This is a genomic window from Polaromonas naphthalenivorans CJ2, assembly GCF_000015505.1.
GTDB lineage: Bacteria > Pseudomonadota > Gammaproteobacteria > Burkholderiales > Burkholderiaceae_C > Polaromonas > Polaromonas naphthalenivorans.
Genome location: NC_008757.1, coordinates 318,641 through 334,243, shown reverse-complemented (window position 1 = coordinate 334,243; position 15,603 = coordinate 318,641). Strand labels below are relative to the sequence as shown.

The window sequence follows — 15,603 nt, the reverse complement described above, 5'->3', positions numbered from 1 at the left end:
CCCCGCCCTTGGCATGAAAGGAACACACCATGGCTGATGAATCAGGATTGAAAATGGAAGATCATGCCAGCGCGCTGGCCTTGCTGGCCGAGGTGCGCGACTACCTGATGCGCCTACCCGCCGTGCCGATAACGCGCCAGCTTTGCCGAAAAATCGACGCCCACCTGGCAGACCCCGGCATTGCGCGCGTGAAGGATGCGGCTGAGCGCGCCTTGCGAGATCGCACGAAACTGAACGGCGCCCTCTATCGGGTGGGAGGCCCCTGCCTGAGTGCCGAGCTTTTCCAGAAGAAGCTGACGCTCAAGTCTGACAACCTCGACATTCCTGGCTGTTTTTCGAGTGAGGAACTTCTTGACATCTTGTGCCGTGGCATCAGCCTTGAGCTGCGCGACGATGAGGAATATGCGCGCCAGGTGGCGGCAGCGAAGTGAAGCAAAAAAAGTAGCGCAAAAACCCAAGCCGCGCTTGTATTGCGTCATCGACGCAAGCGCCTATGCTGGCTTATGTGCGTGAGAAAAAAGGCGGGGAACTGCCCGACCCTGCCACCCTACCTTGAAGGAAAACGAATTGTGATGACCCCAGCAGAACGCGACGTAGCCCTGCAGCGCATGGATGAGGCGATCAACCGCTTCTACAGCGCAGCCGTGCAGATCGGCAACCACCCCTTCATCGAGTTTGCCGGCGTGATGACGGCCTACCTGAAAAGCTGCCAGCGTGCCCATGACGCGGGCATCGACTTCACCGAGTGCAGCCAGCACACAGGCAACCCATTGCCGATGGAAGGCTTTGAAGTCGCGTATCTCAACGAGAAGCTCGACTGCATCTTCGATGGCCGCCTCAAGGCCTCTAACATTCCCGCCTGATGGCCCGCCTTGCAAGTTGGCCAGTACCGGCGAAGAATGGAAAAAGGAAGGCATCGTGAGCACCAAAGTCTGGAGCCTGATGTACCGGTTGGGCACAACCTGGCGGGTTGTCGGCGATGCCGCGAATCCCCAGGGCCGCAAGTCCGCGCTCGAAGGCGCCGCAACCATTACCAGGAACGGCTGGCGCGTTTGGGTCGAGCACCACACGTCCGGCAAAGTGCTGTATCAAAATCCTGCAGAGATAGCGCATCAGCAATCCCTCATAGACAAGCCAATCAATGCTTTTGCCGAAGAAACCGTCCCAGGCTTTGCCCGGCAGCGGCAGGAAAGAAAAAATTGATGGCGGGTGCATGCGGACGCCGCCAACAAAGCACGCGCTATAAAGTCCAGATGAGTACACAACAAGAATTTCTATGCTCGGCCATGAGCGAACTCGGCATGAGCCGTGATGCGTTCTGCGCCCGCCTGGGCTGCGCCGGCCGTACGCTGGACAACTGGCTGCTGCCCAACGACTCCAAGGACCACCGCGATATGGATGGCGCGGTGTGGACGCTGGTGCGCGAAATGGTGGCGCACGAGAAGTCTAATCAGCTCAAAACTTCCGCGCGCAAACTACCCTGAAATGACGCTTGCGGTAGCGCATTGTGGGTATATCTTGGAATCAGACAACTGCCATGGCCTGCTGGCCAGCGCCCTTAACCTTCAAGGAAATCATCATGCAATTCGTTATTGGCGACAGTCAAAATTCAACGTCTATCGACACAGAAGAACGCCAAGCGGCGATTGCGCCAGACAAGGGAGACAGGCTCGTAATAGTGCTGGGCATCAATCGGGTTGAAATCGAGCACATTGATGGTTCCTGGACGATTACGCACGGAGCCAATGTCATTACACGCGCATTGCCTCAAACTGATCCGAAAGCGTTCTGCGCTTTGAATCAAAAACTAAATGAAGTCAACGCATAAAAAGAAGCCATGCTGCACATAGAAGAAAAAACTCAGCCTGCCGTCACCGGCTTTACCTGCGACCGATGCGCTATCGAAGTGAATGCAGCTGAGCTGGAGCACCAGGAGGCCCACCACATCGATTTTGTCGGCGGCTACGCCTCGGTGTTCGGGGATGGCGCCAGGGTCAGGTGCGACCTGTGCCAGGACTGCCTGCAGGCGCTGATCCAAGACTTCTGTCGGGTCAGCCCGGCATGACCGCGCTCACAGCGGCAGCGCGCAACGACAAGGTGCTGGCGGTGCTGGCCCAGGCAGACGCGCCAACACGGACTAGAGCGCAAGAGCCCGGCGCGTCGCAAATCACTTTTGACGCAAAACTTGCGCAACCCTGCCCCGGCTGCGGCGCTCCGGCGAAAATCGATCATGCCGCATCGCACTGGAAGGTCTTGTGCTCAAAGAACCAAAGGGCTCTGAGAGGATGCAGCAAAGCAGGCCATACGATGCACAGCCGCAAGGAGGCGGTGCGCGTATGGAACGAGTTGAAATGACGACGAGCACACCATGAACACCATTGCCCTCAAGCCAGGCGCTTCAAGCCTGGAGCCAGAAAGCAAAGTAACTTTCGTCACGGCTCAACAGATTCAGGCGGGCGCCGTATTTTCCAACGGCCATGTGCAAGTGGTCGTTGGGATGGGGCCTGGCTTGAGCGCCAAAGACCTTCGGCTGGACAAATTCCCACGGGACGGCTTGGTGCATGCTCCCTGTTTCAGGGATGCCGGCGTCCTGGCCGAACACCTGAACCGCGGCGGCCATGTTGATGGCGGGCCGGCCTTTTACCTTGCAACCGAATGACAGGAAACAAAAAATGGATTCATTCACGCCTGAAAATCTCGCCAAAGCCACTGAAATCCTTGAGCAGGCCAGGGCGCAACTCCAGGCCATCGGCTTGCATTGCATGCTCTCGTCCACCTCGCTGCCGCAGGGATTGTCGGTGTCGCTGCATGTGGCCCAAACCGAGCTGGCAGTCGTCGCCGCGCACGTCGCCTCAGGCCAGGGCGGCTCATTGGCCCATACCGCAGACGGGCAGCGCCATTTTGTATCCGAAGTCGCCGATATGGCAGCGGATCTGGCCATCGACAAAGCCCGCCGCTAGCGCCCTGGCAACATGCACGACTACACCGAATTTGACGCACAGCTGATTGTCTTGATTGGTGGCGGCATCTCGGGGCTGCCTCAATTGACACAGCAGCTGCAAACGCTTGCCGCCCAGTTCTGCAAGGGCTCCAGAATCCACTCGCCAGGGCGTGCGGTCGATCGCAGGCTGCAGGCGCTACGCAGGGCTAAAAAAATCATCTACCTGCGCACCGGCTGGACACTGCCGGATAAATTCTGACCAAGAAAACCTCTCATGGCCACGCTTGAACGCGCAATCGAGATCGCGGCAAGCGCGCATGCCGGGCAGGGACATCGAAAACGGCTCTCTTGGCGTTTGCGTCAAGTAACCCTCACCTCAGCGCAGTCAGGCGCTGGTTAAAAAAGGAAACTCCTCATGCTCACAAATACTCAGGCCTGCACGGACGTAGAGCAAATTGCACTCAAACACGCAAACCTTGGGCATAGCGCGAAGATTGAGAGTCTTCGTCGCAAGACGTTCAACTCGCACGATTTGGTGATTCTTGTGACGAGCGAGAGCGGCCATAAAGAAGTCACCATCACAAAGCGCATGCTCGATCGCCACCAAGCAGTTGCCAAGAAAAACCTGGCGGCTTGAAGGAAAAAACTCATGACCGTCGATAACACCGAGTACAGGCATTTTTTGGGCAAGGCCCGCGACGCCCAGCGCGGCGGGCGCGATGCCTGGAGTGTGATGTCCACCGGGGAAAAGGTGGCCGTTGCGCTGGCGCTTAACCGCGCCGACTGGCTGGCCAGCATCGGCTACACGCTGGCCGAGGCGATTGAGCGCACCGGCGCCCAATGGCTCGAAATGCTGCCGCAGGTTGCGCGCGCAGTGCTTGACGAAGCGTGAGGCGCCCTGTTGAAAATGCAACCGCTGCTGCCCGCGCCCGAGTCGCCAGATCAGGTCCGGGGCCTGTACTGGCGGCCCAATGAGGCTTTTGTCGCCGAGCTGGCTGGAGCGCTCGAAGGCCAAAGAGTGCTTGAGGTGTTTGCCGGCAACGGCTACTTGGCCAGCGTTCTGGCCAGCCGCGGCATCGAGGTGCTGGCCACGAGCGTTCTTTCAAGCATGGACGCGCACTGCGAAGGCCTGTACCACCCGGTGGTCGAGTGCGATGCCATCAGCGCCGTGGATCGGTTCGGCGCCGGGCACGACGTGCTGCTCATGAGCTGGCCCACCGTCACCGAGCAGGCGTTCGTTGCCGCCTGCATTTGGGGCGACAAGCCCATTTGCTTCATTGGCGAAGTCACCTGCTACGAAACAGCGCACTTGGGCGGCTGCGCGACGGACCGGTTTTTCGAATGCTTCGAGCCGGCAAGGACGTTTTCGAGTTACGGTGGATACGCCATGGAAAAAGCCTGCATCGGGAAAATGGCCGCCCCTTCACGCAAATTCAGGCAAGCCAAGCTAGCTTGGGAGCGCCAGGCGCCTCAAGCCCCTGAGTGGCTGGCCGAGTCCTGCATGGGCAGCGCTGCGCTCGATGGGCCGCTTGGTGGCACACTGCCCCATTGCACAACAACATCAGGGAAATCCAGTCATGGGACAGGCCAAACTTCGCGGCACGTTTGAACAGCGTGCGGCCAACGCCAAAACAAATGCGAGGGCGCAATTTCCCGATTCCATCCAATGCAACAACTGCCAGGCCTGGCTCACCGAGATCGAGCCGCTGGACATCCGGGGCATACCGGGCATGCGCCTGGCAGGCGGCGCCGTGTGCGCCGGCTGCGCGCACACGACCTGGGTTCTGGACGGAACCCCCGAAGCGCTTGCCGGCATGCAGGGCTATCTCGATGACGCGCAGGATGAAGAGGCCAAAATCGGCTTCGTCAAAAAGCCCCAGGCTTGATCAGAGGGAAACTGTGACTGCATTTCAGGAAATCGGCATGAGCGATTCAGTCTTTGAAGTTCTGCGAGCGGCCGTTGGCATGGCCCGCGCCGAACAGGTTCAACGGCTTGCGACACTGAAACTCAAACTGCTGGAGGTGTTCCCGGGCCGCCAGGAAGACATTGCGAGTGCCATTGCATTTTGGGCTGCTCACGCCCGCATGAACCGCAGTGGCGCAGATCAGGGTTTGAGCTTGGCCGAGGCAAAGAGGCTCGCCAGCACACCGGCATAGACCAAGGGGTACATGCCGGCAATGACACCTGCAGCGAAGGTGACGGCGCCCAGCACGGCGAGGGCCACAAAGGCGGTTTTTCAGCCACTGAAGTCGTTGCCGCGTGAATCAGAGAACAGGATTGGCAGGTTCAGACGCATGGATTTTTGGATGAAAAGGTACGATGAATTGATGAGCCAATTTAAGCGACTATCTCCAGCGTGGCTATCCCCCGAATGGGGGGTTGCCGCGAATTGAACGAGCGACCTAACCCCTTTCAAGGCTCTGCCAAATGTCTGAAAAAACCCAGATACCCGACGAATCAGAAATCATTGCGCAAGGCAAAGCCGACTATTTTTCGCACCGTGGGGTTTACGCCAATCCCTACAAGGCAGGGCCACCCGCGCATTTCAATGCGTATGAGCGAGGCTGGATGCAGTCATTGAAGCGTGATGGCGCCAGCCTGGTTGACACGCCCCCACCGGACGCTGGCTCCTGGTATCGAATCGAGCCGCTCAAGCCCGCCATTAACGAGTACGCCTTGCTCAAGGGCCGGGACGGCCCAAGAAGATCAAAGTAGCTTTCTGCGCAATCCTGCCCCCGAACGAGCATGAACCAATGACCTCAATCGCGTGATCCGGCTTGTTGATGAGGCAATAGCCAACGGCTGGGAGTCGCTTGAAAATGCCGCGACAAGCGATACCATGGACAAGCGATCAGCCAAGCGTGCGAAGCACGCGCTGCCTTTATGGCCGGCCGGGATTGAGCGCGCCGGGAACGCAAGTCAATAACGTCCACTTAAAGAAAAAATGATCGAACAACTGATTCAAGAGCGTGCCGACCTTGCGCTGCAACACCAATTCAGAGTCGCCCTGGCCAGCCCCGCAACGGGCAAGGAATTGACGCCCGAAGAGCGCCATGCGTTCCTCACCAGGGCCTTTAGGGAAATTGCAAGGGGCATGGGCATTGACCGATTCGCGCAAACGCCCGTGGAGCGGATGGACCAGTTTGCAGTCCTCTCGGTGCAAAAGAACCACGACACGGCAGGCCTGCTGCTCAGTCTCATGAACTCTTTCATGATCGCCTATGGCTGTCCGGAAACATGCGACAGGGCCTATGCCGCACTGGTGCAGATCGAGGGCCTGCGCGCTGAAGTGGCCGACGCCAAAGGGCAAGGGCGCATGTCCAACAAGCCCGAACTGGTGGCTGCGGCCCAGGCGCTCGATGCCGAGTTGAGCATCGCAAACAAAGCCCCCGGCGCGCAAGCAGCCCCGCCGTACCGCGTGATGATCGGGGCGGATCGCCTTTTCGTGAAATCGGCGCATCCGTTGGCGAATTTGCCGGCACGGATTCACGGCTTTGCCGTCGAGGCCGTTTATGGTCCGGTGAATTAAAGCTCATCTGGACTTGTGCCGGCCTGCGTGATCAGGAAAATGGCGTGAGGCTGGAAGCAAAACGCACCGCTACTGCTGCAGCCGTTGTGGCATTTGTGGCATTTGACAGCGCCTCCTTGAGTGAGAAGATGAATTCACAACCATTTCATCACCAAGAAAGCCCGTCATGCCAGAAACCACCGCGCATCCAGTTGAGACTTTCGGCAGCCCCAACCTCACGCATCCCTATATTAAATACTGATGTTACGCAGCAGCCTGGAACAGCTGAAGCTGGGCATAGGCGGAGCGAGATGCGTTGATGAGTAGCTTGCGACAAAGCGCGAAAGGATTGAGCTTGTTAGAGATGCTCAGGCATTCGAGCTTGAAGGCGGCGTAAATGGCCATGAAGACGTGGTTGCTTTGGGTTCGCAGCGTTCGCGTGGGGGACTTGGCCAGGTTGGCATTGGACTTCAAGGATTTGTGAAACACCTCCACTTGCCACCGTTTTTTGTAGGTCGTGGTGATGGCGTCATAGTCGCAAGTCAAGTCACTGCAGACCAGATGCATGATTCCCGTGCTGTCGTCTTTGTTTTTAAAGACTTGGCGGACCACAAGGACTTCCTTTGCATATCCCTTGAGCCAGCCGCGCACGGGAGTTTGCTCTGAAAAAATCAGTTCATCTACACGAGTAAAACGCTTCTTCTTTCTGTCCTCTTCGCTCAAGGCCAGCAGCCGGTTGCCCTTGAGTGCGGCAATGAAATGCCGTCCCTTGCCGGTGATGTAATCGAAGTTTTCCTCTGAAGAAAACCAACTGTCCATCAGCACGAAGCGGAATTTCAAGGCGTTGCGGATGCACGTCTCGATCATCTCGCGCATCAGCTCGTTTTTCGTCACTTCGCTTTTACGCTTGTGCCGCTTGGTCGCAACGTCGCAGTATTGAACCGGCTTCTTTACCAACTCAAAGGCTACCGGAATGGATGTTGCGTTGCAGTAGTACAGCGCGTTGAGAAGATTGATTCCTCGCACGGAACGACCGCTGCAATGGTCAAAATGCCAGCACATCAGCTCGCTTTCGTCCGTCCATGCTTTCTCTTGAATCGTGTCGTCAAAAATCAGCACCCCATCGTCACGTTCTACCGATCTGACGGTCCGTTTGACCTGCTGCCACAGATCCTTGGATGTGTACTCTTGAGCCGATAAAAACCGCGTGATCTGGTCATGACTCACATCGCCTTCAACCATTGCCGATAAGCCCGTCGCCGTTGCCGCACCAAAAGTGCTCAGCAAATAGTCCGTGTACAAATCAAGGTCAGCTTTTTTCATCCGTGAAGCCTATCAGGAGGGCGCTGCGTAACATCAGTTAAATACTCGCTTGGCGAGGCGGTTGCCCTGGCGAAAAATTCCGCCTCCCTGAACGATGAGCCCATCGAATCGCTCGGTGCGGCCAGGACCGAAATCGAGCGCGTCATGCGCACAGGCGGGCACAACTGGATCACGGGCCAAGCAGCACTCGATATGCTCGATGCGGCCATCGATGGCCGTGATCTGCGGGCCGACTGCCGCCTTGCTTGAAACTGCCCACTGCCAGCCAAGGAAAGCCGAACATGCGCAAATCCAAACTCAGCCTGGTCATTTCAAGCGACGTTGACCTGACAAAACTCAGCAACGCACGAATCCGGATCGTCCGCGATGAACGCGGCGCCTTCGAAGTCACTTCCACCTTGAGGTTCTATACGTGCGAGAAAAGCCAGTTCCTCGGGCGCTTCTTGCGCCGAAGGCTGCCCGGCCTGAAGTTCATCACCGGCAACTGCAGCGCCCCAAGCGGCTACTACTGGTCGTAAGCGAGGCAAGGCGAACGATGGCGTTGCCCCAGGAAGCCTGCCCCTATTGCGGCGAGGCCGAGCTGATCGAGATTTTAGAGGTCTGGCCGCCGCGTGACTTCCAGCTCGACACCTGCTGCCACGGCGTCCACGAGGCGGCGGTGCAGTTCCTGAGCGAAAACCCCAGGGCAGCCGCGCAGTGGCTGCGCGCCAAAGGCCTGGAGGGGCTGACAGGCAGGCGCGTGCGGCGCGTGATCGATGACGGCTCCGGGCAACTCGTGCTCGACTGGAGGCTCACCATCGCGCCGGTCTCGTTTTCAACTGCGAAGAACTTCGTTGCCCCGCATCACCGCCATTGCCCGGCGCCGGCCGGCTGGCGTTTCTGGACTGGAATCTTCAACGGCGACGAGCTGATCGGCTGCGTGATGGTCGGGCGGCCCGTGGCGCGTGCCTTGGACCCTGCCCGCGTCGTCGAGGTGAACCGCCTGTGCGTTCGAACCGACATTGCGCCGGAACTGCCCTGGAATGCGTGCAGCCAGCTTTACGGCTGGGCGGCGCGTGAGGCGCGCAAGCGCGGATTTCAGCGAATAATCACCTACACGCTCGAATCCGAATCGGGCGTGAGCCTCAAGGCCGCTGGTTGGACAATCGAGCACAAGGTCAAGGGGCGCAGCTGGGACACGCCATCGAGGCGCCTCCCCAATGCATCGCCCGGACTCAACAAAAACAGGTGGACGCCGGAGTCATGACATCCCAAGGCCAAGTGCAAGCAACAAGAACAAAAAAGGGAAGTTTCTCCATGCTCAAACGTTTTTGCATCACGATGGCGCTGGCCATCGCAGCCGCCTTGGCAATAGGCCTGCTCTGCCAGACACTGAGCGCGTTGTTGCTCTGCCTTCTGGCGTGGGGGCCTGGCTTCATTGCGCTGCTGTTTTTCTATGTGCTGCCCTCCCAGGAGCAGGCTCTTAAGTACCGGAGCGAGTTGTCAATCACCCCACCCTGAAGGGTGGAGCTTGCGGAGAAATCCAAAAAGCTAGGTTGACCAGGGTAGTGGTAGCCAATCCACGACGTTAATAACAGGTCGTTCAGACACACCAGCGAGTGCTTCCTCAGCTCGCTGCTCTGTAAGGTCTTGATCATGCTGGACAAGGGTAAAGGTCCGAAGGTCTTGATCGCGGCGCGCAAGCGCTGGAGCCGGTTGTTGACAGTCCCGAGGGGAGACCGTGCGTCAAAAGCCCTTAAAAGCGTTTGACAAGCGGCGTTACAAGGCCCGTAAGGGCTGGCAGCCTGGAATTAGACAGGCACCATATTTCGAAAGAAGGCGAGATGGCGGTTTTTGTATTGGATCGGGGCGGGCAGCCGGTGATGCCCTGCAGCGAAAAGCGCGCCCGGCTGCTTCTGCAGAGCAAGCGCGCCAGGGTTCACCGGGTCATGCCGTTCACGATTCGACTGATCGACCGAAGCCAGACGGACTGCCTGCTCCAGCCGCTGCGCCTCAAGCTCGACCCGGGCAGCCGGGTCACGGGCCTGGCAGTGGTGCGGGAGAAGCCCAACACGCCAGGCGCTAAAAATGCACCTGCCTTTGAAATCGCCGTGATCAACCTGTTTGAGCTGGTGCACCGGGGCCGGCAGATCAGCGAAGCCTTGACCGCGCGCCGGCAGATGCGCCGCCGGCGCAGAGGCAACTTGCGCTACCGCGCACCCAGGGGCCTCAACCGGGGCAACAAGCAAAAAGGCTGGCTCGCCCCGAGCCTGCAGCACCGCGTCGACACGACGCTGGCCTGGGTGGCGCGCTTGCGGCGCCTGGCGCCCATCACGGCGCTGAGCTCCGAACTCGTGCGCTTTGACATGCAGCAGCTAGCAAACCCGCAGATCGAGGGCGCCGAGTACCAGCAGGGCACCCTGGCGGGCTACGAGGTGCGCGAGTATTTGCTGGAGAAGTGGAGCCGGACCTGCGCCTACTGCGACGCACAAAACACGCCGCTGCAAATAGAGCACATCGAGCCCCGAGCCCGGGGCGGCAGCCACCGGATATCCAACCTGTGCCTGGCCTGCGGGCCGTGCAACCAGAAGAAAGCCGCCCGCACGCTGCAGGACTTTTTGAAGAAAGACCCGGCGCGCCTGGCGCGCATCCTGGCGCAAGCCAAAAAACCCCTGCGCGATGCCGCTGCGGTCAACGCGACCCGCTGGGCGCTGGCCGAGGCGCTCAAGGCGACAAGCCTGCCGCTGGAGCTGGCCTCGGGCGGCCAGACCAAATTCAACCGCTGCACGCTGGGCATGCCGAAGACCCATGCGCTGGACGCGGCCTGCGTCGGCCGGGTCGATGCCATAGCCGGATGGCAAAACCACGCCTCAGCTACCCTGACGATCAAGGCCATGGGCCGGGGAAGCTACCAGCGCACGCGCCTGGACGGCTTTGGCTTTCCCCGCGGTTACCTGATGCGCGAGAAGTCGGTCCACGGCTTTCAGACGGGCGACCTGGTCAAGGCGGTAGTGCCCAAGGGCAAGAAAGCGGGCACGCATGTGGGGCGTGTTGCGATCCGCAAGACGGGCAGCTTCAATATCACCACCGCACGCGGCGTGGTGCAAGGTATTGGCCACAAAAATTGCCGCGTCGTTCAGCGAAACGACGGGTATGGCTATTTTTTCAACCGGGCCCAACACACAGGATGTGAGCAGGCAGGGCCCGGGGCAACGGATGCGTTGCATCCGGCGCTCTACCTCCCCGGGCTGAACCCCGGGGTTTCACGCGCATCTTGATGAGGACGCTCCTGCCGGCGCACAGGTCACGCACGGCGCCCAAGGCGGCCAGCTCGGCGTGCTAGTGGCGACGGCCCGGGGCTGGGCTTGCGCGCACTGCGACCACACCCAGGACCGGGCGCACGCTTTCATGGCGCAGACGGCCCCGCAAGCGCTGAGCGATGAATCGTTTGCCGCGTATGCGGCTTTGGCCCTGCGCACACGCGGCCGGATCACGGACCGCCAGGCGCTGCTCGAACGCATCGACGCGGCCATTGGCGCGTACAGGTATCTGTTCCTTTACCGCTTCGCCCTGGAGAGCCACAACGACCAGCAAAGCGAGCTGATCGGGTGCGCAAGGGCCGTGGCGCCGGTGATGCTGGCCAGCCTGCGCCGCCGGCGCATGGCGCTCATGGGCGTGGGCCAGGCTGCGGGCGAGGCGCCTGCGGCCGATGCATCCTGGACGCCCTTGAGCGAAGGCAAGCCCGCTGATGACGTGTCGGTCGAGGTGCTTTATCAACTCGAAGAAATCACCAATCCGTTTCACGACGGCTTTGGCTGCAACGCCTGGATCGAGTCCCGTCGGTTTTGCGGCGGCCGCATCCTGCCCTCGGGCGGCACGCCGACCCACTGGCGCCCTGCTGAGCGCCTGACCCTTTGAAAGAGATTGCCAGCCATGCAAATCACCATCGATCCGGAATACCTCGAAGAATTTCAGTACATCCTTGCGCTGCACCAAAAGCGCGGAGCGCCCCGGACCATCGAGACGGTCGAAGACCTCGTGCTCATCGTGTTTCGGGAGATTGCCGAGGGCTCGCGGTGTCCGAACACGTACAGGCGCTCGGTGCTGGACGCGATGGGCCTTGTCGCCGATGGGCCGGAGCATCAGGTGCACCGAGAGGAATACGGCGCACCGAAAGACAAAGCGTCTGGCACGCAAGGACCGTGAAATTCCCAGGTGCCGCCCGTGCAGTCGGAAAGTTAGTTTCCCCAAGCGCAGGGCCGGCAACGGCGCTTGCACCCTGCCCTTTTGTATCTAAGCTGGCTTTTTAGCTCATCTTGCACCGCCATGGACCCTACAAACCTGAACTGCTGCCTTGCCTCCATTCTCGGGCTTCGCCCGCTGGACCGGGTGCTGATCAACTCCCGCCATGAGATCGGCGAGGCGCGGGCCTTTTCTAAGTTCGCGGACCAGCCGTTCGAGCTGCCATGGTTCTATTTCCAGCGCCTGGTCGGCCAGCAGCTCGAAGTGCGCTCGCCCGGCGGCTACGGGGCGCTGATCTCGCCGCTCGATGTGTGCGATGTGCTGCCCGGCACGCCCATTGCCGTGAAGGCCATCACCCCGGCCGCATTCGTGGCCAGGCTCTCGCTCAGCCCCGCCGAGCGCAACGCAGACGCCGGCCCGCCCGATTTCGCCGATGCCCATGTGCTCTTTGCCGAAAAGGACAAATGGGGACGCGCCACCTTTTGCGTCTGGTTCACCGACGAGCGGCACAACGGCAAGCACCCCTGGCGGGCAACGCTGCCCGGCGCCGATGCCGGCCAATGCGCCCGGCTCGCGCGGCGCACCGTGATGCCGGTCATCAGCCGCTCGGGCGCCAGCCATTCGGCTGACCACGGCACCGCGCAAGCGGCAGCGCTCGATGCGCGCGTGGCGACGCTCTTCATCGGCTCAGCGCTTCGCGGCGACGCCGGCAGCGCGGCCCGGCTGGCCTGCGCCGGCGTGCGGCCCATCCCCCTTGCCAGGCTGAACCGCGACTTCGGCCAGGGCCTTGAATCGAGTCGCCACGCGCCAACTGCCCAATGAACAAGCGGCAAGCCCGACGCATTGGCGTACTCGATCAAGCCATGGTCAGCACAACATCGACTGGCTAGGCCATGACCATTCATGGGTAATCCGCATAATTTGCATAATTAAAATAATTTGTCATAATTGATCGCAGAACTCAGATATGGATATCCCTAAATGCAGCTGCTCGACGATCCGATATTTCATCGAAAAGAACTCACAGAGTATTACCTGGAGTATTTGAAATCACCCGAGTCATCGTCAGGTGTGTTCTTGGCAGCTCCCCGACGAACCGGCAAAACCACCTTCATCAAGGAAGACCTGGTACCGCGCATACGTTTGGAAGGCGCTACCGTCATCTATGCCGACCTCTGGGAAGACAGGTCTATCAATCCATCGATCGTGATCATCAATGCCATCCGTGAGTCGATCCTGGCATGCGATGGGGCTGTCCTGAAAGCTGCCAAGTCCGCAGGACTCAGCCGGTTCAAACTTGCTGGCTTTGAAATGGATCTGGCCAAGATCGGCTCGAAGGAAGGCGAGAGCATCTCCACTACATTGCAAAGGCTCAGTGCAGCAACGCAAAAGCCGATCATCATGGTGATTGACGAGGCCCAGCATGCACAGACCACGGAGGAGGGTCGCCAAACGCTCTTTGCCCTCAAAGCAGCTCGCGATGCGCTCAGGGGCGCAGGGCCGGGTTTTCGCTTGATTGCCACGGGCTCGAACAGTGACAGGCTGGCCGTACTGGTCAGCGCCAAGGATCAGGCGTTTTTCATGGCGCCCATGGAGGAACTCGATCAACTGGGTGATGATTATTTGCAATGGTTGCTCGACAACTCGCAGAAAGCAGCCAAGCCATCGCTGGCTGCTCTCAAACGTGTTTTTGAGATGTGCAGCCGGCGACCGGAACCGTTGAAGAAAGTGATGCGCGATCTTTACAAAAAAGGCGGTATGGACGTAGCCGAGCTCGACGCTCGCCTAGAACTTCTCATGATTGATGCCCTGCAGGGTCTGCGAAACAATTTCATTCAGGGTTTGCATGGACTTGAGCCTTTGGATGCAGCAGTCATGCGGCGCATGGCACAAACCGGAAAAGCCTTCACCCCTTTTGATACCAAGGCATTAGAGCATTACAAGCGCCTTCTTCAAGATTACGGCCCGGCTGAACAGCCTGCACCTTCCCAGTCTGCGGTTCAGGCCGCGTTGGAGCGACTGCGCAAGGACGGCTTGGTGTGGAACGCTGGCCGTGGGCTCTGGTTCATCGAAGACACCCAGCACGTTGCCTGGATTCAAAGCGCCATGGCAGAGGAGGATGCGTTGAGGCAGGCCGCAGCTGGTGGGAACGCATCGCAGTGATGCACAGCAGTTCACGAAAACTGGTTGCTGAAGTACGGCGCATGCTGGCGAGCGCGCTGTTGCTACGAGTCTGGATGGCGTGTGGTACCGCATGAAGAACCCCGCCCCAAGGGGTGGGGTATCAGATGCCACCAACACCATATTTCAATTGACCGCATACCCTCAATCTCATAGGAAAACATGCATATCGGATCAACAGGAACGCCATGCCCACATTGTGGCAAGCCTGCGCTGTGCAGTCCAAGTAAAGGGCTGTGGTGCCCTTGCTGTATGTCTGGCAAGCAATAGACCATGACCAAGTTGATCAAGGAAGCATGTGAACTGGGGGCTGGCTCATCCGTGCTGGTCAATGGGCAAAAGGTTTGCACCCTGGCCACCATGCAGGCGCTGCACAAGGCCGGCTATGTCACGCAAGGCGAGGATCTGTGCCGGGAAGCGACCGAGGCCGGAAGAAACCTCACCGGCCGGCTGTGCCTGTGACGTGGCATCAGGGTGCGGACTTACAGGCGAAGGCAAACACCGACCGGTGGTCAGCCCCATCACCACACCGCCTGCGGCAACAATGGCGGCCTTGACCGTCTCCAGGCGATCCTTCGGCGCATGAAGCAGCCCGAAAGCATCAGCCTGGCGATTGCGCCACTGCAGGAAATACGCGCATAGATCGGCATCCTTGCCATCCGGGAAGACAACGCAGCCATTTTTGATGACAAGCCGGTCCTGATCCTCCACCGTGCCATGGGTTGCCATGCGCTTTCCTCCAGTCCCATGCTTATCCTTGGCTTGGCTATGCGCGCAAATGATTGCCGCCTGCCTCAACCCATGTGAAACGCTAATACGCCTGCTCGCTCCTTCGCACAGCCCGAATGCGAACGGAAAAAGCGTGTTTTTCGATTGAAGGGGCGTTATTTCGGCATGTATGTGCCTTGCGATGCCCCCGGTAAAGTCAAACGCACCCCGACCAGGACCCGGCAACGCAAAAACATCGCATGCCTCGGGCATCTAGCTGAAGTCTTGCCGTGTTTGGACCATTTTGATGGTGCTTTCCCGGCCTGTTGGCGCGAAAGCCCCGCTCCGGCGGAAATTCCAGGCTTTAAGCTTTACATCAACCCATGCGAAACGCTATTAGCGGTCCATGTGAAACGCTAATAGCGGCGCATATAGGGCACTGCTAGCGCAGACTGTGAAACGCTAATAGCTCTCCATGCGGAACGCTATTAGCGGCACGCAGGCTTCGCTATTAGCGTTTCACATGCCATGATCGGGCTGCAGGCCGCGCCGGCAAAGGCTTTGCGCCCTTTGCTAATCCCCGTATTAATCTTTCTTTCTTAATCTCTTCTTTCTAATCCAGGCCGAACCAGCAAAACGGACGCGCAAGCGGGATCGGGAACCGGTCGATCAGGAGGCGGCGAACGCCAGCTGTGGCATGAAACGCACACCTGAAACGCT

At 59.4% G+C, this 15,603-nt stretch carries 27 protein-coding genes; 25 read left to right on the top strand and 2 right to left on the bottom strand.

Translation table 11 applies throughout. From position 1 onward, the window contains the following. Positions 1-29 precede the first annotated feature (29 nt). The 17 genes from PNAP_RS21970 (at position 30) to PNAP_RS21895 (ending at position 6,471) form a co-directional block, all read left to right on the top strand. The gene (locus PNAP_RS21970; protein ID WP_011798071.1) at positions 30-431 is read left to right on the top strand and encodes a hypothetical protein; all 402 of its coding nucleotides are present in this window, start codon (positions 30-32) and stop codon (positions 429-431) included. A 141-nt stretch (positions 432-572) separates the two neighbouring features. Next, positions 573-863 (top strand): hypothetical protein, encoded by a 291-nt coding sequence (locus PNAP_RS21965; RefSeq protein WP_011798070.1) that lies wholly within the window; start codon positions 573-575, stop codon positions 861-863. A 55-nt stretch (positions 864-918) separates the two neighbouring features. Continuing rightward, positions 919-1,203, top strand: a complete 285-nt coding sequence (locus tag PNAP_RS21960) for a hypothetical protein (protein ID WP_198140728.1) — start codon at positions 919-921, stop codon at positions 1,201-1,203. A gap of 50 nt (positions 1,204-1,253) precedes the next feature. Then, positions 1,254-1,484, top strand: coding sequence for a hypothetical protein (locus tag PNAP_RS21955; RefSeq protein WP_157040481.1), 231 nt, complete (start codon positions 1,254-1,256; stop codon positions 1,482-1,484). Between the two features lie 95 nt (positions 1,485-1,579). Beyond that, a complete protein-coding gene (locus PNAP_RS21950; protein WP_157040480.1) occupies positions 1,580-1,828 on the top strand; it encodes a hypothetical protein in 249 nt (82 codons plus the stop codon). A gap of 9 nt (positions 1,829-1,837) precedes the next feature. Beyond that, positions 1,838-2,065, top strand: coding sequence for a hypothetical protein (locus PNAP_RS21945; protein WP_041377589.1), 228 nt, complete (start codon positions 1,838-1,840; stop codon positions 2,063-2,065). Next, positions 2,062-2,355, top strand: coding sequence for a hypothetical protein (locus PNAP_RS21940; protein WP_011798066.1), 294 nt, complete (start codon positions 2,062-2,064; stop codon positions 2,353-2,355). Before PNAP_RS21945 ends, PNAP_RS21940 begins: the two co-directional genes overlap by 4 nt. Positions 2,356-2,368: 13 nt before the next feature. Then, positions 2,369-2,659 (top strand): hypothetical protein, encoded by a 291-nt coding sequence (locus PNAP_RS27280; protein WP_041377588.1) that lies wholly within the window; start codon positions 2,369-2,371, stop codon positions 2,657-2,659. A gap of 13 nt (positions 2,660-2,672) precedes the next feature. Then, positions 2,673-2,960 (top strand): hypothetical protein, encoded by a 288-nt coding sequence (locus PNAP_RS21930; protein WP_011798064.1) that lies wholly within the window; start codon positions 2,673-2,675, stop codon positions 2,958-2,960. A gap of 12 nt (positions 2,961-2,972) precedes the next feature. Next, positions 2,973-3,200 (top strand): hypothetical protein, encoded by a 228-nt coding sequence (locus PNAP_RS21925; protein ID WP_041377587.1) that lies wholly within the window; start codon positions 2,973-2,975, stop codon positions 3,198-3,200. A gap of 156 nt (positions 3,201-3,356) precedes the next feature. Further along, positions 3,357-3,578, top strand: coding sequence for a hypothetical protein (locus PNAP_RS21920; RefSeq protein ID WP_041377586.1), 222 nt, complete (start codon positions 3,357-3,359; stop codon positions 3,576-3,578). Positions 3,579-3,590: 12 nt separating this feature from the next. Next, on the top strand, positions 3,591-3,833 hold the full coding sequence (locus PNAP_RS21915; protein WP_011798063.1) for a hypothetical protein: 243 nt from the start codon (positions 3,591-3,593) through the stop codon (positions 3,831-3,833). Positions 3,834-3,848: 15 nt separating this feature from the next. Continuing rightward, on the top strand, positions 3,849-4,550 hold the full coding sequence (locus tag PNAP_RS21910; RefSeq protein ID WP_011798062.1) for a methyltransferase domain-containing protein: 702 nt from the start codon (positions 3,849-3,851) through the stop codon (positions 4,548-4,550). Beyond that, a complete protein-coding gene (locus PNAP_RS21905; RefSeq protein ID WP_011798061.1) occupies positions 4,519-4,827 on the top strand; it encodes a hypothetical protein in 309 nt (102 codons plus the stop codon). Before PNAP_RS21910 ends, PNAP_RS21905 begins: the two co-directional genes overlap by 32 nt. A 37-nt stretch (positions 4,828-4,864) precedes the next feature. Beyond that, a complete protein-coding gene (locus PNAP_RS26200; RefSeq protein WP_157040478.1) occupies positions 4,865-5,098 on the top strand; it encodes a hypothetical protein in 234 nt (77 codons plus the stop codon). 271 nt (positions 5,099-5,369) lie between these two features. Beyond that, complete coding sequence (locus tag PNAP_RS21900; protein WP_011798059.1) at positions 5,370-5,657, top strand: hypothetical protein; 288 nt, start codon at positions 5,370-5,372, stop codon at positions 5,655-5,657. Positions 5,658-5,886: 229 nt separating this feature from the next. Next, complete coding sequence (locus PNAP_RS21895) at positions 5,887-6,471, top strand: hypothetical protein (RefSeq protein WP_011798058.1); 585 nt, start codon at positions 5,887-5,889, stop codon at positions 6,469-6,471. A 243-nt stretch (positions 6,472-6,714) separates the two neighbouring features. On the opposite strand, the gene PNAP_RS21890 is transcribed toward PNAP_RS21895, so the two are convergent. Next, positions 6,715-7,773, bottom strand: coding sequence for an IS701 family transposase (locus PNAP_RS21890; RefSeq protein WP_011798057.1), 1,059 nt, complete (start codon positions 7,771-7,773; stop codon positions 6,715-6,717). Positions 7,774-8,054: 281 nt separating this feature from the next. Here PNAP_RS21890 and PNAP_RS21885 point away from each other — a divergent pair, with 281 nt between their 5' ends. From PNAP_RS21885 to PNAP_RS21850, 8 genes are all read left to right on the top strand, one after another. Beyond that, positions 8,055-8,291, top strand: a complete 237-nt coding sequence (locus tag PNAP_RS21885; RefSeq protein ID WP_157040477.1) for a hypothetical protein — start codon at positions 8,055-8,057, stop codon at positions 8,289-8,291. Between the two features lie 17 nt (positions 8,292-8,308). After that, positions 8,309-9,019, top strand: coding sequence for an XF1762 family protein (locus tag PNAP_RS21880; RefSeq protein WP_011798055.1), 711 nt, complete (start codon positions 8,309-8,311; stop codon positions 9,017-9,019). Positions 9,020-9,069: 50 nt separating this feature from the next. Then, on the top strand, positions 9,070-9,273 hold the full coding sequence (locus tag PNAP_RS21875) for a hypothetical protein (RefSeq protein ID WP_041377585.1): 204 nt from the start codon (positions 9,070-9,072) through the stop codon (positions 9,271-9,273). A gap of 323 nt (positions 9,274-9,596) precedes the next feature. Next, the gene (gene iscB, locus PNAP_RS21870) at positions 9,597-11,030 is read left to right on the top strand and encodes an RNA-guided endonuclease IscB (protein ID WP_011798054.1); all 1,434 of its coding nucleotides are present in this window, start codon (positions 9,597-9,599) and stop codon (positions 11,028-11,030) included. 58 nt (positions 11,031-11,088) lie between these two features. Then, complete coding sequence (locus PNAP_RS21865; RefSeq protein ID WP_011798053.1) at positions 11,089-11,670, top strand: hypothetical protein; 582 nt, start codon at positions 11,089-11,091, stop codon at positions 11,668-11,670. A 15-nt stretch (positions 11,671-11,685) separates the two neighbouring features. Beyond that, entirely contained in the window at positions 11,686-11,958 is a 273-nt protein-coding gene (locus PNAP_RS21860) for a hypothetical protein (protein ID WP_011798052.1), read from the top strand. A 120-nt stretch (positions 11,959-12,078) separates the two neighbouring features. Next, positions 12,079-12,816 carry a hypothetical protein gene (locus PNAP_RS21855; protein ID WP_011798051.1) on the top strand — a complete coding sequence of 246 codons (738 nt, stop codon included), beginning with the start codon at positions 12,079-12,081 and terminating at the stop codon, positions 12,814-12,816. 159 nt (positions 12,817-12,975) lie between these two features. Then, entirely contained in the window at positions 12,976-14,157 is a 1,182-nt protein-coding gene (locus tag PNAP_RS21850; protein ID WP_011798050.1) for an ATP-binding protein, read from the top strand. Between the two features lie 333 nt (positions 14,158-14,490). On the opposite strand, the gene PNAP_RS27275 is transcribed toward PNAP_RS21850, so the two are convergent. Further along, entirely contained in the window at positions 14,491-14,904 is a 414-nt protein-coding gene (locus PNAP_RS27275; protein ID WP_157040476.1) for a hypothetical protein, read from the bottom strand. Positions 14,905-15,603 lie beyond the last annotated feature (699 nt).